Source organism: Microbacterium sp. STRO-2N, from assembly GCF_057747775.1.
Map to the genome: position 1 here is coordinate 3,659,798 of NZ_CM173223.1, position 21,288 is coordinate 3,681,085.

At 71.0% G+C, this 21,288-nt stretch carries 19 protein-coding genes; 6 read left to right on the forward strand and 13 right to left on the reverse strand.

Annotated features, from left to right (window positions below; all coding sequences use genetic code 11):
• Positions 1-43: 43 nt before the first annotated feature.
• The gene (locus tag AC3ANN_RS16815) at positions 44-595 is read right to left on the reverse strand and encodes a hypothetical protein (protein ID WP_488338526.1); all 552 of its coding nucleotides are present in this window, start codon (positions 593-595) and stop codon (positions 44-46) included.
• Between the two features lie 120 nt (positions 596-715).
• Entirely contained in the window at positions 716-1,276 is a 561-nt protein-coding gene (locus AC3ANN_RS16820; RefSeq protein ID WP_488338527.1) for a thioesterase family protein, read from the reverse strand.
• A 141-nt stretch (positions 1,277-1,417) separates the two neighbouring features.
• Between AC3ANN_RS16820 and AC3ANN_RS16825 the strand changes: the two genes are divergently transcribed.
• Together AC3ANN_RS16825 and cofE are read left to right on the forward strand one after the other, a co-directional pair.
• Entirely contained in the window at positions 1,418-1,924 is a 507-nt protein-coding gene (locus AC3ANN_RS16825) for a GNAT family N-acetyltransferase (protein ID WP_488338528.1), read from the forward strand.
• A 96-nt stretch (positions 1,925-2,020) separates the two neighbouring features.
• Positions 2,021-2,827 (forward strand): coenzyme F420-0:L-glutamate ligase, encoded by an 807-nt coding sequence (gene cofE / locus AC3ANN_RS16830; protein ID WP_488338529.1) that lies wholly within the window; start codon positions 2,021-2,023, stop codon positions 2,825-2,827.
• A gap of 11 nt (positions 2,828-2,838) precedes the next feature.
• Here cofE and AC3ANN_RS16835 read toward each other — a convergent pair whose 3' ends face one another.
• From AC3ANN_RS16835 to AC3ANN_RS16845, 3 genes are read right to left on the reverse strand one after another with little or no spacing between them, the layout of a single operon-like run.
• The gene (locus AC3ANN_RS16835; RefSeq protein WP_488338530.1) at positions 2,839-3,714 is read right to left on the reverse strand and encodes a DUF4097 family beta strand repeat-containing protein; all 876 of its coding nucleotides are present in this window, start codon (positions 3,712-3,714) and stop codon (positions 2,839-2,841) included.
• Complete coding sequence (locus tag AC3ANN_RS16840; RefSeq protein ID WP_488338531.1) at positions 3,711-4,463, reverse strand: response regulator; 753 nt, start codon at positions 4,461-4,463, stop codon at positions 3,711-3,713. Before AC3ANN_RS16840 ends, AC3ANN_RS16835 begins: the two co-directional genes overlap by 4 nt.
• Complete coding sequence (locus AC3ANN_RS16845) at positions 4,451-5,716, reverse strand: sensor histidine kinase (protein WP_488338532.1); 1,266 nt, start codon at positions 5,714-5,716, stop codon at positions 4,451-4,453. The genes AC3ANN_RS16840 and AC3ANN_RS16845 overlap by 13 nt, the downstream gene beginning before the upstream one ends.
• A 108-nt stretch (positions 5,717-5,824) precedes the next feature.
• Between AC3ANN_RS16845 and AC3ANN_RS16850 the strand changes: the two genes are divergently transcribed.
• Complete coding sequence (locus AC3ANN_RS16850) at positions 5,825-6,514, forward strand: pentapeptide repeat-containing protein (protein WP_488338533.1); 690 nt, start codon at positions 5,825-5,827, stop codon at positions 6,512-6,514.
• Between the two features lie 9 nt (positions 6,515-6,523).
• On the opposite strand, the gene AC3ANN_RS16855 is transcribed toward AC3ANN_RS16850, so the two are convergent.
• From AC3ANN_RS16855 to AC3ANN_RS16865, 3 genes are read right to left on the reverse strand one after another with little or no spacing between them, the layout of a single operon-like run.
• Positions 6,524-8,428, reverse strand: a complete 1,905-nt coding sequence (locus AC3ANN_RS16855; protein ID WP_488338534.1) for a cytochrome b/b6 domain-containing protein — start codon at positions 8,426-8,428, stop codon at positions 6,524-6,526.
• A gap of 2 nt (positions 8,429-8,430) precedes the next feature.
• A complete protein-coding gene (locus AC3ANN_RS16860) occupies positions 8,431-9,399 on the reverse strand; it encodes an electron transfer flavoprotein subunit alpha/FixB family protein (RefSeq protein ID WP_488338535.1) in 969 nt (322 codons plus the stop codon).
• Positions 9,400-9,411: 12 nt separating this feature from the next.
• Positions 9,412-10,188 carry an electron transfer flavoprotein subunit beta/FixA family protein gene (locus tag AC3ANN_RS16865; protein WP_488338536.1) on the reverse strand — a complete coding sequence of 259 codons (777 nt, stop codon included), beginning with the start codon at positions 10,186-10,188 and terminating at the stop codon, positions 9,412-9,414.
• 178 nt (positions 10,189-10,366) lie between these two features.
• Here AC3ANN_RS16865 and AC3ANN_RS16870 point away from each other — a divergent pair, with 178 nt between their 5' ends.
• Positions 10,367-10,903: a MarR family winged helix-turn-helix transcriptional regulator gene (locus tag AC3ANN_RS16870; protein WP_488338537.1), complete on the forward strand. Its 537-nt coding sequence runs from the start codon at positions 10,367-10,369 to the stop codon at positions 10,901-10,903.
• A gap of 147 nt (positions 10,904-11,050) precedes the next feature.
• Here the strand turns inward: AC3ANN_RS16870 and AC3ANN_RS16875 are convergent, their stop codons facing one another.
• The 4 genes from AC3ANN_RS16875 to AC3ANN_RS16890 all read right to left on the reverse strand — a co-directional run bounded on the left by AC3ANN_RS16875 (position 11,051) and on the right by AC3ANN_RS16890 (position 14,586).
• Positions 11,051-11,827 carry an enoyl-CoA hydratase gene (locus tag AC3ANN_RS16875; protein WP_488340861.1) on the reverse strand — a complete coding sequence of 259 codons (777 nt, stop codon included), beginning with the start codon at positions 11,825-11,827 and terminating at the stop codon, positions 11,051-11,053.
• A gap of 173 nt (positions 11,828-12,000) precedes the next feature.
• Positions 12,001-12,900, reverse strand: coding sequence for a 3-hydroxyisobutyrate dehydrogenase (gene mmsB / locus AC3ANN_RS16880; protein ID WP_488338538.1), 900 nt, complete (start codon positions 12,898-12,900; stop codon positions 12,001-12,003).
• A gap of 28 nt (positions 12,901-12,928) precedes the next feature.
• A complete protein-coding gene (locus AC3ANN_RS16885) occupies positions 12,929-14,080 on the reverse strand; it encodes an acyl-CoA dehydrogenase family protein (RefSeq protein ID WP_488340862.1) in 1,152 nt (383 codons plus the stop codon).
• Positions 14,081-14,247: 167 nt separating this feature from the next.
• On the reverse strand, positions 14,248-14,586 hold the full coding sequence (locus AC3ANN_RS16890) for a YciI family protein (RefSeq protein WP_488338539.1): 339 nt from the start codon (positions 14,584-14,586) through the stop codon (positions 14,248-14,250).
• 176 nt (positions 14,587-14,762) lie between these two features.
• Here AC3ANN_RS16890 and AC3ANN_RS16895 point away from each other — a divergent pair, with 176 nt between their 5' ends.
• Positions 14,763-14,939: a hypothetical protein gene (locus tag AC3ANN_RS16895; protein WP_488338540.1), complete on the forward strand. Its 177-nt coding sequence runs from the start codon at positions 14,763-14,765 to the stop codon at positions 14,937-14,939.
• A gap of 30 nt (positions 14,940-14,969) precedes the next feature.
• Positions 14,970-15,338 (forward strand): bleomycin resistance protein, encoded by a 369-nt coding sequence (locus AC3ANN_RS16900; protein ID WP_488338541.1) that lies wholly within the window; start codon positions 14,970-14,972, stop codon positions 15,336-15,338.
• A gap of 102 nt (positions 15,339-15,440) precedes the next feature.
• On the opposite strand, the gene pulA is transcribed toward AC3ANN_RS16900, so the two are convergent.
• Positions 15,441-21,200, reverse strand: coding sequence for a pullulanase-type alpha-1,6-glucosidase (pulA, locus tag AC3ANN_RS16905; protein WP_488338542.1), 5,760 nt, complete (start codon positions 21,198-21,200; stop codon positions 15,441-15,443).
• Between the last annotated feature and the right edge of the window lie 88 nt (positions 21,201-21,288).

Here is a 21,288-nt window from a genome sequence, read left to right on the forward strand (position 1 = left end):
CGGTGCGCGGCGCCGGACGCCGCGCACCACCCGCGGGCGCGCGTCAGGCGCGGTCGGTGTGGTCGGTGCGCGTCGGCGGATTCACCACCTCGTCGGCCGCGACCTCGTCGCGGCGGGCGGCGTCGTCGCCGTCGCGCCGGTACTCGCGCCGCAGTCCGTCGTCGCTCACCCCCGCGGGTCGCTCGACCGGTGCGTCGGCAGCACGCGTGTCGTCGACGTACGGGTCGACGTCGTCGGCCTTGCGCAGCGTCTCGGCCTGTTCGGCACGCAGCTTCTCGGCATCCGCTCGATGCTCGTCGATCGTGCCGGCGCGTCTCTCGGCGTCGATCGACGCCTCGGCGGCGCGCGCCTTCGCGGATTCCGCCGCGGCAGCAGCGGCCGCCGCGTCGGCGCGGGCACGGGCGGCCTCGGCCTCGTGCTCACGCGCTTTCAGATCGGTCTCGCGCGCGCTGGCCCGCAGCTTCTCGGCCCGTTCGTGCCGATGCTCGAGCTGCCGAGTGCGCCGCCTGCGCGACGTCATGATCATCGCGACCACCACGATCACCAGCAGGATGACGATCCCGACGATGATCCAGATCAGGGTGCTCGTATCCACGAGTGCACTCCTTCCCCTCGCGCGCCGGAGGAGGATTCCGGCGCTCCCGGGGCCCACGCAACCGCAGAGCGCGCACTCGCGGCAAACCGCTTGCGCTGCGCTGTGCGGTGCGCTAGGTGCTCAGCTCCAGACGCTGGGCGCCTCGGCGCGCGTGGGCGGGAGAGCGGATGCCGCGGCCCAGTCGTGCACCCAGTCGTCCACCTCGGGGATCCCCTCGGGGCGGCCCACCGCCGCGAACAGCTCTTCATGCGAGAGGGTCCCACCCGACCGCTTCATCATGCGCGCGCGGATGATCGCGCGGGCATACACCTCGCCGTCCACGACGGCCCGGTGCTCGAGGTACACGGCCTTGTCGTCGTGGCCGATCATGCGCGACTCGACGTCGAACCGCTGCCACAGGTTCAGCGACTTGCGGAACGTCACCGTCTCGCTCGAGACGACGGCGTACCAGCCGCGCGCCTTCATGACGTCCCACAGTCCGGTGCGCACGAGCAGGTCCCAGCGTCCGAGGTCGAACAGCGACAGGTACCGGCCGTTGTTCATGTGCTGCAGCAGGTCGATGTCGGTCGGCAGGGTGGTCAGCCGCACGCGCCCGATCTCGGTCGGCCCGAGGCGCCCGAATCGCCGCACGCGCCGCCGCGCCGACAGCATCACCATGAGGGTCCGCCAGATCACGTTCACGAGGTGCGATGGTAGCGATCCGCGCCCGATTCGCCCATTCGGTTGTCGGATGCCGACAGCCCTGTCGATCCGATCCGCTGCATTTCATGCGCGTTGGACCCTGATTTCGCCTCGTGGCACAGCCCGCGTAGAGTCTGGCCCATGGAAGCCGAACTCCAGACCGACATCGTCGTCCGTCCGGTGCGGGACGTCGACGCCGAAGCCCTCGGCCGCGTGCACGCCACCTGCTGGCACGAGACGTACGACCACCTCATCAGCAAGGCCGCGCTCGAGGCGGTCTCACCCAAGCGCATGGCCGAGCTGTGGACCCACTGGGCCGCACAGGGCCCCGAGTTCAAGATGTACGCCGCCCTCGTGAACGGCGAGATCGTCGGCTTCGCGGGGTCCGGCCCCGCACGTGACCGCGACGCTCCACGGTTCCGCGAGCTGTACTTCATCTACCTCCTCGACGCGTACCACGGCACCGGCATCGGCCAGAAGCTGTTCGACGCCGTCGTCGAGCACGACGAGCCGCTGTACCTGTGGGTCGCCGAAGACAACCCCCGCGCGCACCGCTTCTATACGCGAAACGGCTTCGCGCTCGACGGCGCATCGCACACCGAGCCCTTCCTCGGCGAGACGCTCACCGAGGTGCGCTTCGTGCGCTGACGTCCACGACGTTCGACAGGGGCGTGTCCGGTTCTCCGGGCACGCCCCTTCGACATCTCCGGGCTGTCCCGGCCCGCGATCCGGAAGACTGGAGCCATGCCGCCTCGCACTCCTCTCACCGTCTGGCCGCTCGAGGGAATCCCCGAGATCGCGGCGGGCACCGACCTCGTCGACGTCATCGCACGGGCGGCCGGCTCGGGCCTCGCCGACGGAGACATCGTCGTGGTGACCTCGAAGATCGTGTCGAAGGCGGAGGGCCGCTTCGTCGTCGCGGATGATCGCGAAGACGCCATCACCTCCGAGACGGTGCGGGTCGTGGCATCCCGCACCTCCCCCACCGGGGCGACGACGCGCATCGTCGCGAACCGGCTCGGCATGGTGTCGGCGGCGGCGGGCGTCGACGCCTCGAACACCCCAGACGGTACGGTGCTGCTGCTGCCGGTCGACCCCGACGCCTCGGCGCGGGCGATGGCCGCGGGCCTGCGCGAGCGCCTCGGCGTCGAGGTGGGAGTGATCGTGTCGGACACCCTGGGGCGCGCGTGGCGCGAGGGCCAGACCGACCATGCCATCGGCGCAGGGGGCGTCCACGTCTTCGAGGACCTTCGCGGGGCGACGGATGCCGAGGGCCGGCCGCTCGTCGTGACCATGCCGTGCGTCGCGGACGAGCTCGCTGCGGTGGCCGACCTCGTCAAGGGCAAGACGGCGCGGCTGCCGGTCGCCGTGGTCCGCGGCCGCGCGGATCTCGTCGGACCCCTCGACCTGCCGGGCGCCCGCTCGATCGTGCGTCCGCTCGAGCGCGACATGTTCCGGCTCGGTGCCGACGAGGCCTACGCCGAGGGCTTCGCCGCCGGCCAGGCGTCGGCGCGCGACGCCGTCGCCGACGCCTTCCAGTCCGGGCCTTAGTACCCGGGCCGTCAGCGCTCGGACGTCAAGACGACCTCGCCGGCCGAGACGCCGACCCGGATGGTGCTCGCGGCTCCCGGGCTCGAGCCGATGCGGTTGTCGAACCCGCCTGCGGAGACGTCCGACAGGACGTCGTAGTCCCCTTCGGGCACGGTGAGCTGGAGCGATCCGGCGCTCACCTCGACCTCCACCGAGCCGGGCTGCTCACCCGACAGACGCGCGTCGAGCGATCCGGCGCTGACGGTGAGCTCGGCCTCGCCGACGTCCTCGAGGTCCAGGTCGCCGCGGCCGGCGCTCACGTCGGCCGACACCGACTCCGCCGCGCCGGCGATGTCGAACGAGCCGGCGCCGAGCGTCACCTCGAGCTCGCCGAACGTGCCGTCGGCGATGAGGTCGCCGGCCGACAGAGACAGATCGGCGTCGATGCCCTCGAGATCGGCGGGCAGCCGCAGCACCGCGTCGCCGCTGCCGTCGCCGAACCAGCCGCCCCACCCGAACCAGCCGCCCCACCCGAACCATCCGCCACGGTCGGGCGACGCGACGACGAGGCTGTCGTCGTCGCGCTCGAAGCGCCACCGGTCGGCACCCCACGAGCTGGTGACTTCGAGCTCGGCCTCATCGACGTCGGCGAACTCGACGCGCAGGACGCCCGCGGCCGCGTCGACATCCAGGTCGTCGATGCCCGAGACCGCCGCCGTGCGCGTCGAGGTGTGCACCGATGCCGAGGCCACGGTGCCGATCACCGCCGAGAGCACGGTCCCGCCGAGGACGATGGCGCCCAGCACGATCGCGACGATCGAGACCGCTCGCGCGCCCTCGGACGGAGGCGCGACCGGCGCCGACGGACGGTCGGGGGCAGGCGGAGGCGGAGTCACGGTCGTGCTCATCGGTTCGTTCCTGTCTGCGGCGCGGAGCCGCGGGATGTCGTTCCGCCCGACGGGGTCGGGCCGACGCGTGGCGGGGCGGCCGGGGGTGGAGGCGGTGCCGGGGTGCCGTGCTCGAGATGGGCGAGAACGGCGAGCACCCTCCGGTTGCCGGATTCGTCCGGCTCGAGGTCGAGCTTCTGGAAGACGGCGGTGATGTGCTTCTCCACGCTTCCCTCCGTGACGTTCAGCGTGCGCGCGATCGCCTGGTTCGAGCGCCCCTCGGCGATGAGCGCGAGCACCGCGGACTCGCGTTCGGTCAGCCGCAGCATCCGTTCGTCCCTCGTCCTGCGGCTGAGCAGCTGGGCCACCACCTCCGGGTCGAGGACGGTGGCGCCCGCTGCGATGCGGGAGATCGCCTCGAGGAAGTCGCCGACGTCCGCGACGCGGTCCTTCAGGAGATACCCGAGCGCGCCGCCGCTGGAGGCGATGAGATCGGCGGCGTAGCGCTCCTCGACGTACTGCGACAGCACCAGCACGGCGAGCTCGGGCAGCCGGCTCCGCAGCGACAGCGCGGCGCGGATGCCCTCATCCGTCCAGCGCGGCGGCAGCCGCACGTCGATGATGCACAGCTCGGGCGCGGTCTCGTCGACCGTCTCGTCCAGTCGCGAGGCGTCCGGGAGCGCGGCGACGACATCGTGGCCGGCGTCCTCGAGGACGCGGACCAGTCCCGCCCGCAGCAGCGCGGAGTCCTCGCAGATCAGGATGCGCATGGGATGCTCACCTCCACGCTGGTCGGCCCGCCGGCTGGGCTGTCGATGCGCGCCTCGCCGCCGGCGGCGAGCACGCGGTTCACGATGCCGTCGAGGCCTCCGCCGGGGACGATGCGCGCGCCGCCCACGCCGTTGTCTTCGACGCGGGCCCACAGCACGCCGGGTTCGCGAAGCCGCGCCACGAGGCGCACCTCGGTCGCGCGGGAGTGCTTGGTGGCGTTGGTGAGCGCCTCCGCGATCGCGAAGTACGCTGCCGCCTCGGCGTTGCGGCTGCAGCGTCCGTCGAGCCGGACGTCCATGTGCACCGGGATGACGGATCGGCCGACCAGCGCCGAAAGCGCCGCGTCGAGTCCGCGATCGTCCAGGACGGACGTGTGGATGCCGCGGGCCAGCTGCCGCAGTTCGGTGATGGCCGCCTTGGTCGAGGTGTGGGCCTCCGAGATGAGCGCCTTCGCGGCGTCGGGGTCGGCGTCGATCTTCTGCTGGGCGAGGCCGAGCGTCATGCCGACCGAGACCAGCCGCGGCTGCACGCCGTCGTGGAGGTCGCGCTCGATGCGCGACCGCTCGACATCGGCGGCGCGCACGGCGCCCGCGTGCTGCACGCTGGACGTGCGGGCGGCCTCGGCGAGCTGGGCTTCCCGAGAGGGCACCATGACGGCGCGGGCGATGATGCCGTGCAGCACCGCCAGGGCGATGATGGCGGCGGCCGAGACCAGCACCGCGAGGAGGCCGACGGGGAGGACCCAGGCCAGCGGCACCTCGATGCCGCTGCGGACGAGCCGTACCGCGGACGACTGGGCGAACAGCGGCGAGAAGGCCATCACGACGCCCGAGGCCAGCACACCCGCGAGCGCCACGACGACCCAGCCGAGGATCGACGCGATGGTGAGGTTCGCGATCGCCCGCCACGTCGTGGGATCGATCGCCTGCAGCCATACGGTGCGCAGGAACCCGCCGAAACCGGTCCGGCCGCTGCTGCGGGGGCGCGGCGCGGCCAGCCCGAACCCGTACAGGCCCTCCACGCGCTGCGTCTCGACCCAGCCGACCGCGAACAGCACATACACCAGCGCGATGAGCACGAAAATGCCGATGCCGAGCACGAAGAGGAGCCCGATGCCGAGGCCCAGCATCGAGAGCAGGACCGTGAAGACGATCGCTCCCACCACGCCGAGCGCCGCGAGCTGCGCGACGGCCCCCGCGACCTGCGCAGGGCGCGTGACCGGACGGACGGGAGGAGAGGCCGGAGAGGTCATGCCTCCCACGGTAGGGCTGCGCCGCCCGCCGCGCGCCCGAGCCATCCGGAGACTCTTCTTCGGGTTATCCCCCGCCCGGCGTCCCAGCCCCCGACTAGGGTTGCCGAGATGACGACGCGCTCCGCCCGGCCCGGGAAGCCCCAGAGCACGCAGCCGCCCTCGTTCGACTTCGACGAGTCGCGGCTCACCGGACTGGCCTCCGGCGACTCGGAACAGCTCGCGTCCGAGCATCTCGACGGCACCGCATACGCCGACATCGCTCTCGACGAGTGGCGGGTCGACGTCGGGACGACGATCGACGGATGCCGATTCTCCAGGCTCGAGCTCGGCTCGTGGACGCTCCGCGGGGCGCGCATCGTCGAGTCCGTGTTCGACGGCGCCGACGTCCCGGTGGTCTCGGCCGCGCGGGCGACCCCGCGCGACGTCGAGATCCGCGACAGCAGGTTCGGCTCCATCGAGGCCTACGACGGCGCGTGGCGCGGCATCCGATTCACCCGCTGCCGGCTCGGGTTCGTGAACCTGCGCGCGACCGACCTGCTCGACGTCGCGTTCGTCGACTGCACGATCGACGAGATCGACCTGCTCGACGCGACCGCTCGGCGCGTCGCGTTCGATGGCAGCCGCGTCGGGGCGCTGAACGTCGGCGGCGCGACCCTCACCGACGTCGACCTGCGCGGCGCAGACCTTCGCGAGATCGTGGGCATGGCGGGCCTTCGCGGTGCCACGATCTCACCGGAGCAGCTTCAGCTGATGGCACCAGCGCTGGCCGAGCAGGCGGGTCTGCGCGTCGAGGACTGACGCGCGGCGTCAGCGACCCGAGACCTTGCCGAACAAGCGCGCGATCGGAGCGAGGACGAGCGGGCGGGCGGCGACCCACGCGGCGGCGATCACCACGAGCGAGGCGACGAAGAGCCAGAATCCGGTCCAGTTCGCCGCGTACGCGTCGGGATCGGGCGAGCCCTGTGCGGCGTACATGTGGTTCAGGTTGCGCAGGGCCCCGGTTGCGAACACGAGGAACACGTGCACAGCGATGAACGCGACGAAGTACAGCATCACCGGGAAGTGCACCGCGCGGGCCCATTCCACCGGGTAGGCCTTGTTGAGTCCGGTGGCGTTCTTCGGCCACACCCCCGACATGCGCACGCCGGTGATCACGGCGAGCGGCGCCGCGATGAACACGGTCGCGAAGTACGCCAGCTGCTGCAGCGAGTTGTAGTTGACCCAGCCGTTCTCGGTCGGCCAGTCCAGCGAGACGTACTGCAGCCCGGCGCTGATCGCGTTCGGGAAGACGTCCCACGACGTCGGGACTATCCGCATCCACTGCCCCGTGACGAACAGCAGCGCCACGAAGATCACGCCGTTGACCAGCCACAGGATGTCGAGCGACTGGTGGAACCACAGGGTCAGGCTGATCTTGCGCTTGCCGTTCGTGCGCGGCGACCAGAACACGGTGGGCCGCTTCTCGGTGCGCACGCGCAGCCCCGACCGGATGATGAGCACCATCAGGAACACGTTGAAGAAGTGCTGCCACCCCAGCCACGCCGGGAACCCGACCGGCGCCCCCTCGGGCAGGTGGTACTCCCCCGGATAGGCCGCCAGGTAGTCCAGGCCCCACGGCGTCGACAGCAGCCACCGCACGAACAGCACCGCGAGTGCCGCCGCGACCAGCAGCCCGCCCCCGCCGACGATGACGGCACCCGCCCACTGCGCCTTGGTGAACGGACCGACTCGCTCCGGCTCGGGCTTCGGCTCGGGCCGTGTGCGTGCTGCGGCACCCGCCCACACCGTGCGCGTGAAGGGCAGTGGCTGCGTCAGCGGCACGCCCGACGGGGTGCCCGCCCCCGCTTCGAGGGTCGAGACACGCGGGGTCGAGGCATCCGTCCCCGCGTGTTGCGCCACTCCAGCCGTAGCCGCTGCGGCCGGCGCGGCGGGCGCTTCGGGTGTCGAGACACGCGGGGTCGAGGCATCCGTCCCCGCGTGTTGCGCCACCTCAGCCGTCTGCGCCGCGGCCCGCGCGGCGGGCGCGAAACCCGCTGGCGGCCACGGCTCGCCGCCGGGCACACGGGGCAGCCCCCGTCGCAGCGCCTTCGCGCCCGTCACGGCGAGGCCTGGGGTCGCAGCCTGCGGCTCCGCGGAGACGGACGCCGCAGCCACTGCCTCCGGAGCAGCCGTGGTCGGCGGGAGTGCCGGCTCGCGAGTCCCCTGGGCCTGCACCGGAACGGATGCCGCGGCCGCTGCCCCGGGAGTGCCGGTGCCGGCACTTTCTCCAGGCGCCGATCGCACGTCGCCGGGAGCCCCCGGGCGCGTCAGCCCGGCCGGGGGCCACGGCTCGCCGCCGGGCACTCGCGGCAGACCGCGCCGCACTGCTCGCACCCCACGCGCGGCCGGTTCGGGGGTCGCGACACGCGGGGTCGAGCCATCCGTTTCCGCGTGTTGCGCCACCTGAACGGCGGGCGCGGTCGGCGACGCAGCGGCCGCCTCCGGTTCGGGGGTCGCGACACGCGGGGTCGAGGCATCCGGTTCCGCGTGTTGCGCCACCTGAACGGCGGGCGCGGTCGGCTCAGCGACCGGAAGCGACGCCACCCCCGGCTCCGCAGCGGGCTCGACCACAGCGGTGCTCACGCCGTCGGGCACGACGCCCGCGGGCGGCCACGGCTCGCCGCCGGGACGGCGGGGGAGCCCGCGCCGCACAGTGGTGCCGTAGGTCGCCATCGCTACTTGGCCTTGTTCGCCTCGAGCGCCGCGATCAGCTGCGGCACCACTTGGAACAGGTCGCCGACGACCCCGAAGTCCGCGATCTCGAAGATGGGGGCATCCGCGTCCTTGTTGATCGCGACGATGGTCTTCGCGGTCTGCATGCCGGCCTTGTGCTGGATCGCACCCGAGATGCCCAGCGCGACGTACAGCTGCGGCGACACCGACACCCCGGTCTGCCCCACCTGGTACGTCTGCGGCACATAGCCGGCGTCGACCGCGGCACGCGACGCCCCGACCGCCGCGCCGAGCGCGTCGGCCAGCTGCTCGACGAGCACGAACTTCTCACCGGAGCCCAGCCCGCGCCCGCCCGACACGACCTTCGCCGCTCCACGCAGTTCGGGACGGGACGACGACACCACCGCCGCATCCACCGACTCCACCGTCGCCGCCTTGCGGCCCGACGGCGTGACCTCGAGCTTCTCGACCTCCGGCGAGGCGACAGCCTCGGCGCGGGCATCGACCGATCCCTGGCGGATCGTGATCACCGGCGCGCCCCACGTCACCGCGGAGTCGACGTTGTACGCGCCGCCGTACACGGAATGATGCGCGACCACGCCCTCCGCGTCGCGCGAGAGGCCCACCGCGTCCACCGCGAGGCCCGACCGGGTCCGCGCGGCGAAACGGGCCGCGGCCTCGCGTCCTTCGATCGAGTGCGAGACGACCACGGCATCCGGGCGCACCAGCGCCGCGGCGGCCGTCAGGGCATCCGCCACCGGCACCGACAGACCTTCACCGGGTGCGGCGACCAGCACCTGCGCCGCGCCGAGGGCCGCGGCATCCGTCGCCAGACCCTCGTCGCCGATCACCAGGGCCACCGGCGTGCCCACCTGGGACGCGGCACCGAGGAGCTCGGCCGCCGACTTCGCCAAGCCGCCGGACGGGGTGGTGTCGAGGAGGACGAGGATCGAGTCATCTGCGAAGTTCATGTCGCCCATCTCTCACACCAGCCGGTTCTGGATCAGGAACTCGGCGAGCTTCTCGCCCGCGTCGCCCTCATCGACGATCTTGACGCCGGCCTGCCGCGGCGGCTTCTCGCTCAGTCCGATCACGATCGACCGCGACGCATCCGAGTCGTGCGGGTCGATGCCCAGATCCTCGAGCGTCAGCACCTCGAACGGCTTCTTCTTCGCGGCCATGATGCCCTTGAAGTTCGGGAACCGCGCGTCCGGCAGCGCCTCGGTGATCGAGATCACCGCGGGAAGCGATGCCGACACCGTCGCCGTCGCGCCGTCGGACGCCCGCACGCCGTTCACCGCGGCATCCGAGATATCCACGCTGTTCAGGTACGTCGCCGCGGGGACGTCGAGCAGGTCGGCCACCATCACCGGCAGCACGCCGCCGGAGCCGTCCGTGGACTGGTTGCCCGCGATCACGAGGTCGAAGCCGATCCGCCGCAGCGCCGCCGCGAGCACCTCGGCGGTCAGTCCGAGATCGGCACCGAGGAGGCCGTCGTCGACCACCTGCACCGCCGACGCGGCGCCCATCGCGAGACCCTTGCGCACCGTCGCGGACGCCGACTCGGGAGTCATCGAGAGCACCACGACCTCGGTGCCGGGCGCCTTGTCGGCGTACGACAGCGCGACCTCGAGCGCCCGCTCGCCGATCTCGTCGAGCACCGTCTCGGACGCGGCCCGGTCGGCCAGACCGGTCTCCAGCGACAGCTTGCGATCCCCGTAGGTATCCGGGACTTCCTTGACCAGGACGACGATCTTCATATCGGTCTCCTCACGCTGGGCACGAGTCTAGAGCGCGCAGCCGAATGTACCCAATCCGAGGTCATCGAGCCGACAACACCGACGCAGCTACGCCCGTGTGTATACATAAACGCCTGTTTGCAGCATCCGTCATCTCCGCCCCCGGCGCCTGCCGGTACGGTGGGAGCGGGAGGTTCACATGGCTGCGACGAAGCGTCTTCCGGTCGACCCGATCGCCGAGGCGAAGCGCCAGTGGGTCGCCCACGGTTGGGAGTCCGCCGCCGGCGGCATGACCGCCGTCACCTCGATCATCCGTGCGCAGCAGCTCATGTTCGCCCGCATCGACGCCGCGCTGAAGCCGTTCGGACTCTCGTTCGCGCGCTACGAGATGCTGCGCCTGCTCGGGTTCACGAGAGAGGGACGGATGCCGATGGCCAGTGCCATCGCGCGCCTGCAGGTGCATCCGACCAGCGTCACGAACACCGTCGACCGCCTCGCGCGCGATGGGCTCGTCTCGCGCGAACCGCACCCGGCCGACGGCCGCGCGGCCATGCTCGTGCTGACGGACGCGGGTCGTGAGCTCGTGGAGCGAGCGACGGCGGCACTGAACACCGAGGTGTTCGAGAGCCCCGGCTTGAACGAGACCGACACGACCGAACTCGTGCGGATCATCGCGCGCCTGCGCAAAGACGCCGGCGACTTCACCGACCCCAAGCCCCAGCCCGACCCCCTCTGACCCTCCCGCCCCGCCCCCGGGCCCGCCGTCTCCCCGTCCTCTCTACTCGCGAGACCGGGGACTTCCACCGAACCCGAGGGCATCGCCTTCGGGCTCGCGAAGAACCCCCGGTCTCGCGGTGAGCGGTCAGCGGCGAGCGGTGAGCGGTCAGCGGTTCTCGAACTCGGGCTGGCGCTTCTCGCGGAAGGCGGCCATGCCCTCCTTCTGGTCGGCGGTGTCGAAGAGGCTCGCGAACACATGCCGCTCGAGCCGCAGGCCCTCGGCGAGCGGGGTCTCGAGCGCGGCGTCGAGCGTCGACTTCGCGGCGTACAGCGCCGGCAGGCTCTTCGCCGCGATGGTCTCGGCGACCTTCGCGGCCTCGTCGAGGAGCTCGGCGGCGGGCACGACGCGCGACACGAGTCCGATGCGCTCGGCTTCCGCGGCATCCACCATGCGTCCCGTGAGGATGAGGTCTGCGGCCTTGTAGTATCCGACGGCGCGGATGAGCCGCTGCGAGCCGCCCATCCCGGGGATGACGCCGAGGTTGATCTCGGGCTGCCCGAATTTCGCGGTGTCGGCGGCGAGGATGAGGTCGCACATCATCGCCAGCTCGCAGCCGCCGCCGAGCGCGTAGCCCGAGACCGCCGCGATCACCGGCGTGCGCACGGCGGCGAACCGCGCCCAGCCCCCGAAGTGGTCGCCCATGAGCATGTCGACGCCGCTCTTGGACTCCATCTCCTTGATGTCGGCGCCTGCGGCGAACGCGCGCTCCGAGCCGGTCAGCACGATCGCGCCGATCCCCTCGTCCGCGTCGAACGCGGATGCCGCGACCACGACCTCGTGCATCACCTGCGTGTTCAGCGCGTTGAGCGCCTCCGGACGGTTGAGGGTGATCCATCCGACGCGTCCGCGCGTCTCGACGAGGATCGTCTGGTACTCCGTCAGCTCTTTCGCGTCGTGCTCAGCCATGGGACTCCATTCCAGTCGTGCGATGACCTCATTGTCGGGCTCGTGTCCCGAATTCTCGCCGTCGTGTCCCAGAATCGCCGCCCAGGTGGGTCCCTTGTGAGCGAAATCGGGACATGCAAGGGTTGCGCGCCCGCCGCCGAGATCGCCCGTCAGGCGGACTCGGCGCGGATCGTGTTGATGATGCCCGAGAAGTCCTGGCCGGCGCCGGGGCCGTCGGCGTAGCGGGCATAGATCTCGCGCGCGAGCATGCCCATGCGCGCCTCGACGCCCGTCGAGGCGATGGCGTGCTCGGCGAGCCCCAGGTCCTTGTTCATGAGCGCCCCGGCGAAACCGGGCTGGTAGTCGCGGTTCGCGGGACTGGTGGGGACCGGCCCCGGCACCGGGCAGTTCGTGGTCAGGGCCCAGCACTGCCCCGACGCGTTCGAGGCGACGTCGAACAGCGCCTGGTGCGAGAGCCCGAGCCGCTCGCCGAGCACGAACGCCTCGGCCACCGCGATCTGCGAGACCGCGAGGATCATGTTGTTGCAGACCTTCGCGGCCTGGCCGAGCCCCGCGCCGCCGCAGTGGACGACGCGACGGCCCATCGCCGCGAGCAGCGGCTCGGCGGCCTGGAAGTCCTCGTCGGATCCCCCGACCATGAAGGCGAGCGTGGCGTTCTCGGCGCCGACGACGCCGCCCGAGACCGGGGCATCGAGCGCCCGGTGCCCTGCGGCCTCGGCGAGCGCGTGCGCCTCGCGGGCGTCATCGACCGAGATCGTCGAGCAGTCGATGAACAGGGCGCCGGGGTCCGCGACCTTCAGCAGTCCGTCCACGCCGTCGACGCCCCGGTATGCGTCCAGCACCTGCCGGCCCGTCTGGAACATCGTGATGACGACGGATGCCGCGGCCGCGGCATCCGTGCCCGCATCTGCGACGGCGAGCCCGGCATCGCGTGCCGTCTCGACGGCGTGCGGTGAGACGTCGAAGCCGATGACCTCGTGCCCCGTGGCAGCCAGGTTCTTCGCCATGGGCAGGCCCATGTGACCCAGCCCCAGGAATGCGATCCTCATCGCGGACCTCCTCGTCCTGTCGCGGCGATCACTGTGCGAGCAGCTGTCGGCCGATGATCACGCGCATGATCTCGTTGGTTCCCTCCAGGATCTGATGAACGCGCAGATCGCGCACCACCTTCTCGATCCCGTACTCGTGGAGATAGCCGTAGCCGCCGTGCAGCTGCAGTGCCTGGTTCGCCACCGCGAAGCCCGCGTCGGTGGCGAAGCGCTTGGCCATCGCGCACTGCATGCTCGCGTCGGAGGCCTTCGCATCGAGGGCGGCTGCGGCATCCCGCACGAGTGCCCGCGCGGCGCGCAGCTCGGTGGCCATGTCGGCGAGCGCGAACTGGACGGCCTGCTTCTCGGCCAGCGGCTCGCCGAACGTGAACCGCTCGTGGACGTAGCGCAGCGCCCTGTCGAGAGCCCATTGCGCGCCGCCGAGCGAGCACGCGGCGATGTTGATGCGGCCCCCGTCGAGCGCCGACATCGCGATCTTGAAGCCCTGCCCCTCACCGCCCAGGACGTTCGCCGCCGGCACGCGCACCTCGTCGAGGATCACCTGGCGGGTCGGCTGCGCGTTCCAGCCCATCTTGTGCTCGGGCGTCCCGAACGAGAGCCCCGGAGTGCCGTCGGGCACGAGGAACGCGGTGATGCCTCGCGCGCCGGGCTCGCCGGAGCGAGCCATGACGATGTAGACCGACGACTCGCCCGCACCCGAGATGAACTGCTTGACGCCGGTGAGCACGAACTCGTCGCCGTCGCGGATCGCGCTCGTGGTGATAGCGGCGGCGTCCGACCCCGCGCCGGGCTCGGTGAGACAGTAGCTGCCGAAGTCCGTCATGGCGGTCAGGCGCGGCAGCCACTCGTGGCGCTGGGCGTCGGTGCCGTACGTGTCGATCATCCACACGACCATGTTGTGGATCGAGATGTACGCGGCGATCGCGGGATCGCCCTGGGCGAGCTCCTCGAAGATCGCGGCGGCATCGGAGCGCGTGAGGCCCGAGCCCCCGACGTCCTCGCGGACATAGACGCCGCCGAGGCCCAGCTCGCCCGCGAGGCGGAGGGTGTCGCGCGGGAAGATCGACTGCGCGTCCCACTCGAGCGCGTGCGGCTCGAGCTCCGTGCGGGCGAACTCGCGGACCGCGTCGAGGATCGCCGCGCGCTCGTCGGCAGTGAGTGCGGGTGCGGTGGGGGTGATCGTGGACACCATTGCTCCTTCACCGACCAGGGCGTCCTTGTGGGGCATCCTGATCAACGTCATCGTGCCGTCATTGGCACGGTGCTCAGTTTACATGGACGTCCATGTAATTGTTAGGGAGACCAGCAAGCGGCCCGGGCGCCGCCGCGCCCAGGCCGGTCCACGCCTCAGTCCGACTCGTCCCACGGCGCGAAGGCACGCAACTCGATCTGACCATTTCGAGCCATCGGATGCCGCGACGCGATCTCGACCGCCTCGTCGAGGTCGGAGACGTCCAGGATGTCGAAGCCGAGGATCACCTCGCTGGTCTCGGCGAACGGCCCCCGCGTCGTGAGCACCTTGCCGCCGCGCACCTTCACGACCGTCGCCTCGGCGACGGGCGCCAGCACCTCCCCGATGACGCGCTTGCCGCTCGCGTCGAGCGGGTCGACCCACAGGTCGATGTCGGACTCGTCACTCGGCTGGTCCGGCTGGGCGTCGCTGACGACGAACATCATGAACTTCATGGTCTGATCCTTCCTGGCCGGGCGGCCCGGTGCCACCCTCACCAAGGTCGTCGCTCGGCGCTCGCCCGGATCGACACTTCGTCGTGAGATTCTCGGCAGAACATCATCCCGCCGGTGGACGCGGATGAGACCCCAGACGGATGCCGCCGCCTCGGCCGCTCCGTAGCGTCGATGACGTGACCGCCACCACCTCGTCCACGCCGATCGCCCGCCGCGAGATGTCGCCCATTGCCGCGCTGCTGCTGACGATCGGCGGGAACGTGCTGGCCGTCGCGATCGCGGCGCTCGGCCTCGCGAGCATCGGCGTCGCGGCTCTGGTGGTCTTCGGCCCTCAGCTGCTCGCAGCTCTTTGACACGGCTCGCGGCGGGGATACCCTGCGGGTGTGGGCGAGCGTGCGGTGCCGATCCTGATCAGTCGCGATCTGTTCGAGACGCTGTCGTTCCTCGAGCGTCTCGGTTTCGAGAATCGGGGAGCGGCGCCCGACGTGTGGCAGTACCTCATCGTCGGTCGCGGTGACGTCGAGCTGCACTACGTCGAGGACCCGTCCGTCGATCCGCTTCGCACCTCGGCCATGGCCTACGTCTACGTCGACGACGCGCAGGCGCTGTACGACGCCTGGGCGTCGCTCGTCGCTCCTGACGAAGAGACCGGAAGCCGCATCGTCGAGCCCGTCGACACCGACTACGGCATGCGCGAGTTCGCCGTCGTCGACCCGAGCGGCAACCTGCTGCGCATCGGCAGCCAGATCTGACCGCTGCCGCGCGGTGCCGTCGCGCTGCCGAAACCTGCTCGCGCGGCCGACTGCTTCAGCAGCGTCCGCAGGTTCCGGCAGCGCCAGCGAGCCGGACCACGGTCACTCGCGGTCGACGAGCACCACCGCCGTGCGGGCCGGGATCGTCAGCGTGCCGGTGCGGGCATTCCACGTCGTCGCCTTCACCACTGCGTCCGATCCGTTCGCGAGGGCCGGTGTCAGGGCGAAGCCGCGCCCGGCGAGCTCCGGCACGACCTGGGTCACCGCGTCGGGCGAGGCGTTGAACACGACCAGCGCGCCTTCGAGCTCGGGGTCGACGTCGTCGCCCACGAGGTCGTCGATGAGCATCACGACCACGCCGGGTGCGGCATCCGGCCCGCTGTTCGGGAAGGTGACCTTCTCGTCGATGAGCTCGGCAGACCCGAGGCGCAGGAGCCCGACCTCTTCACGCACGCGCAGCAGGTCGAGAGCGGATGCCTCGGCCGCCGCGATGTCGGACGCCCCCGGCTTGTTCGCCGGGTCGGCCAGCAGCGGCGCCAGGTCGTCCCAGTGCTCGCCGTTGTCGGCCTGGCGCGGCAGCCCCGACCCGAAGGTCGACTCCTGGCCGGTCCAGTCGATGCGGTTGAACCAGTCGCCCGAGTTGTAGCTGTTGCGGTCGAGGGACTTCGAGCGCAGCAGCTCGGTGCCGGCGTGCCAGAACGACGGTGTCTGCGCGTACGCGGTGGTCGCGAGCGACAGCGTGTTCATGCGCACACGGTCGGCCATCGGGGTGTCGGCGGGCAGCTTCAGCACGCCGAGGTCGAACAGCGTCTCGTTGTCGTGTGCGTCGACGTACGTGATGATCTCGTCGGGCTGGTCGGCGTAGCCCGCCGGCGAGCCGTTGTAGTCGAACTCGTCACCCGCCTTCACGGTGCCGTCCGACGCCGTCAGCTCGAAGTCGCGCAGGTTGCCCGCGAGTCCCAGCTTGACCAGGTCCGTCTTGTGAGCGAGGTCGGCGAACGGATCGCCGGGCGCCGACTGGTCGCTGCCGTTGGGGTCGGTCGCCAGTCCCGTGCCGAAGCCCTGGTAGAACTTCGACGCCCCGTCGACCGGGCTGCCGCCATGGACGGCGTCGCGCAGGCGGTCGGTGAAGGTGCCGATGCCGGTCCCGCCGAGCTGCCCCTGCGTCGCCTGCTCGAACAGCGCGTTGTTCGCCACCTCGCCGAAGTTCCAGCCTTCGCCGTACAGGTAGATCTTCGAGCCGTCGACGCCGTCGTCCTCGATGGTCAGCTCGTCGAGCGCCTCGCGGATCGCGAGCATGTTCGCCTTGGAGTGGTGCCCCATGAGGTCGAACCGGAAGCCGTCGACCTTGTACTCGCGCGCCCACAGCACGACCGAGTCGACCATCAGCTTCTGCGCCACCTCGTGCTCGGTCGCGACGTTCTGGCAGCACGTCGAGGTCTCGACCGCGCCGGCCGCGTTGAGCCGGTGGTAGTAGCCCGGAACGACGCGGTCGAGCACGCTCTTCTCGCCCTGGCCCGACTGCGCGGTGTGATTGAACACCTGGTCGAGCACGACCTGTAGCCCCATGCCGTGGAGCGCGCCGACCATCGAGCGGAACTCCGCGACCCGCGCGCCGCCCTCGGGGTTCACCGCGTACGAGCCCTCGGGAGTCGAGAAATGGTACGGGTCGTAGCCCCAGTTGAAGCCGTCGGTGTCGGCGACCGCCTCGATGCACGCCTGCTGCGCGGCGTCTGCGGGTCCGAACGACGCGAGGTCGCACGCCGGCACCTGCTGCTTCGAGCGGTCCTCCTCGATCGTCGCGATGTCGAAGGTCGGCAGCAGATGCACCGTGTTGATACCGGCGTCGGCGAGCTGTCGCAGCTGCCGGGCACCCGCGCTGTCACGCGTGAAGGCCGTGTAGGTGCCGCGCTCGGCCTCGGGCACCGACTCGTCGGTGATCGAGAAGTCGCGCACGTGCAGCTCGTAGATCGCACGGTCGACGGGCCGCTCGATCGCGGGTGCCTTCTTCGTCTGCCACACCTTCGGACGCCACTGCTTGTCGTGCAGGTCGATCGCGACCGAGTGCTCGGAGTTCAGCGTGAGCGCGACCGAGTAGGGGTCGGTGACGACGTTGGTCTCGATGGCACCGGTGGCCGGAGCGTAGACGACGACCTCCCACGCGTACTCGTCGCCCTTCAGGCTCTTGCCGCCGGTGACGGTCCAGATTCCGGATGCCGCGTCCCGCGTCGCCTCATGACGCTGCGGGTCGCCGTCCGCCCCCGCCGCCCACGTCAGCAGGGTCGCCTGCTGGGCGGTCGGGGCCCATAGCCGGAACGTCGGCTTCTTGCCCTCGAAGGTCACGCCGAGCTCGGCGTCGTCGACGGCGTCTGCATACAGGTCGTCGAGCACACCGGGGATCTGCACGCCGGTGAACGCGGTGAGCACGTCGCCAGCGCCCCGCTGAGCGACCATGAGCTGGCCCTGCAGCAGCGCGGCGACGGCTTCGCGGTCGACGTCGGCCACGCGCAGCGCCACATATCCGGCGAGCGCGGGGAACCGCTCCTTCTGAGCGTCGTCGAGGCCGCCGTCGATGCGCGTCAACGGGATCGGGTCGGAGCCGCCGGTCACCTCGCGGTCCGCCGACACGGCGAGCGACGCATCCGTCGACGAGTACAGCTGCCACGAGGCATCGGCGGCGGGAGCACCGAGGTCGGCGGGCCACGCGATGGTCCCGGCGTCGATCCAGTGCGCGCGCAGCTCACCCGTGCCCGCGAGCGGCGGGTCGCTCGCCTTCACGGTCAGCACGTGCGTCTCGAGGTTGTAGCGGAACGTGACGACCTTGCCGGCGCTCGCGCTGAACGAGATGTTCGCGCCGCCCGGTGCACCGCCGGCGCCATAGTTCTCGGACCAGCTGCGGTTGTGCGCGACCTTGACCTCGTACGAGCCGGTGGGGAGATCATCGGTCGTGAACTGGAACACGCCGTCGCCGTCGCGGTCGAACATCATGCCGGCGAGGCACTCCGGCGCCCAGTCGCCCGCGCAGCCGAGCTCGCTCTGGAACGAGCCGGGCAGGGTGATCACAGGTCCGTCCGCCGTCGAGCGGATGTTCTTGGTCCGGGGGTCGAAGAAGAACGTGATCGGACCACCGGCGTGATTCAGCGCGATGTTCGGGCCGTTCTGCACGCCCCCGGCGCCGTAGTTCTCGTTCCAGCTCTGCTCGGTCGCGATCTTGTACTCGTAGTCACCGGCCGGGAGGTCGACCGTGAGAGTCCAGATGCCGTCGACCTCGGTCATCGCCGCGGCCGGGCACTCCGGCTGCCAGTCGCCGGGGCATCCCATCTCGGAGTTGAGGCTGCCGGGGACGCTGACGGCACCGTACTCGGTGGGCTCTTGCGGCTCCGGCTCCTCCGGCTCCTCGGGCTCCTCCTCGACCCCGGGGCTCACGCGGTTGCCGACCGACGCGTACGTGGACGCGGCGGAGTGCCGGCCCGCGGCATCCGTCGTCACGGCGCGGTACTCGACGAGCGTGCCGTTCGTGAGGCCCTCGATCGAGTGGAAGACGCGTGGGTCGGTGTCTTCGGCGGTGCCGAGGGCGTGCCATTCGTCGCCCCCGACGATGCGCCACGCGAAGCTCGTCTCCTGCCAGGTGCGGTCGTCGACATCGGCACCGACGCCCGCCGATCCTGTGACGCCGGCTCCGGCGGCCGGCAGGTTCACGCTGATCTCGGCCGGGGCCGCGGGTGCGGTCACCGGCGCGTCGGCGCGGTATACGACGGCCGACAGGGCCGGAACGGTGACGGATGCCGCGGCCGAGGCATCCGTCGTGATGCCGGTCATGCTGCCGTACACGGGAGCGAACGAGGCGCTCGCGGTGAGCGTCGTCAGGGCGACGGTCTTGTCGGCGTCGGTGTTGTTCAGGGCGACGAGGTACTCGACCTTGTCGTCGCGGTCGACCCGCGAGAAGGCATAGACGCCTGCGCCGTCATCGGCGTGCCGCTCGACCTGAGCCCCGGTCACCAGCGTCGGGTGCGCGTCGCGCAGCGCGGAGAGCTCGGCGATGCGCTCGTAGACCGGTGCCGTCGTGGCGTAGCGGTCGGTCGAGCCGGCCTGCTCGCCGGTGATGAGGTTCTGGTTCTGGTACGACGCGACCTGGCTCGCGAAGAGCGTCTGGCGCGCGTCCTTGTCGCCACCGGTGCCCGCGAAGCCCTGCTCGTCGCCGTAGTAGACGACGGGCTGGCCGCGTCCGAGGAACATCAGGTCGTGCGCGAGCAGGTCGCGCTCGAGCGCGTTCGGCGCGGACTGCAGCATGTAGCCGACGCGGCCCATGTCGTGGTTGCCGAGGAAGGTCGGCAGCGCCGTCGCCGACGAGTCCGGCGTCGTGTACCAGTCGTCCCCCGCGTACAGATGGTGCAGCCCCTCCGCGCTGTTGCCGGCGGCGAAGCTCACCGCCGCGGACTGGAACGTGAAGTCGAGCACCGAGTTCATGTCGGTGTCGCGCACGTACGGCGCGAGCTTGACCGGGTCGGCGTCGTAGACCTCACCGAACATGAAGAAGTCGGGCTTGCCGGCGGCGTGCGCGTAGTCGAGCACCTCCTTCGACCAGGCCTCCCAGAACTCGAAGTTCACGTGCTTGGCGGTGTCGATGCGGAACCCGTCGATGCCGAGGTCGATCCAGTCCTGATAGACGTCGACGAAGCCGTTCACGACGGTGGGATGCTCGGTCATGAGGTCGTCGAGGCCGTCGAAGTCGCCGTACGTCACCGACTCGCCCGCCCACGTCGAGTTGCCACGGTTGTGGTACAGCGTCGGGTCGTTCAGCCACTCCGGAGTCTTCACCGTGGCGTCCTCCGCGGTGAGCTCGGGGGTGTATGGGAACGACGTCGCGGGATCGAGCGCCGGGAACTCGGCGGTGCCCGCATACGTCGCGGGATCGAACTCCACCCCGCTCGCGTCGCGGTACGGCTCGGTCGCCTTGTCGATGTAGGAGTACTGGCCCTCGGCGTAGTCGATGACGTCGGCGGTGTGGTTCGTGATGATGTCGAAGTACACCTTGATGCCGGCCGCGTGAGCCTCGGCGATGAGCGCTTCGAGCTCTTCATTCGTGCCCAGGTGCGGGTCGATCTGCGTGAAGTCGGTGATCCAGTACCCGTGGTAGCCCGCGCTCGCGTTCGCGCCCTCGCCTTGGACCGGGCGGTTCTTGAAGCTCGGCGTCAGCCAGATCGCGCTCGTGCCGAGCCCCTTGATGTAGTCGAGGTTGGCGCGCAGCCCCGCGAGATCGCCGCCGTGGTAGAAGCCCTTGTCGGTCGGGTCGAAGCCGTGCGCCAGCCGGTCGCCGTCGATGCGGCCGGTGTCGTTGGACGCGTCACCGTTGGCGAACCGGTCGGTCATCACGAAGTAGAACTGCTCCTGGCTGCCGGGCTGGCGCACCGGCGCGGCGACGAGTGCGTCGTCGTCGGCGGAGTATCCCCCGCGGAGGCTCTTCGCCTCGAGGCCGACGCGCTTGGCCGCGTCGTCGAACACGAACCGCAGGGTCGCCGGGCCCGCGATGGTCAGCGGGATGTTGTCGCCGCCGCCGTTCAGCCCGTACGACTCGTCCCACGAGTCGTTCACCGCGACCTTGTACTCCCAGGTGCCGGCGGGGACCTCGAACTCGGCGGCGTAGAGGTTCTCGGCGCCGGTCGGCTGGAGCTCCGTGGCCGTGCACTCGGGTTGCCAGTCGCCGGGGCAGCCGAGCTCGGACTGCAGGCTGCCGACGAGCGCGAACGTCCGGTCGGCCGCGGCAGCGGGGGCTGTGGCGACCACGCCCCCGGTGACGAAGAGCGCTGCGGCGGCGATGCCCGCGGCGATGCGGCGGGCGCGTGGGGATGTCGTCTTCGACACGGTGGCTCCAGAATGCGCGGCGGCACGACGACGTGCCGGTGGGGCTGTGTGCCGCCGACACTAGCGCGGTGCCACCGGGAATTGCAAG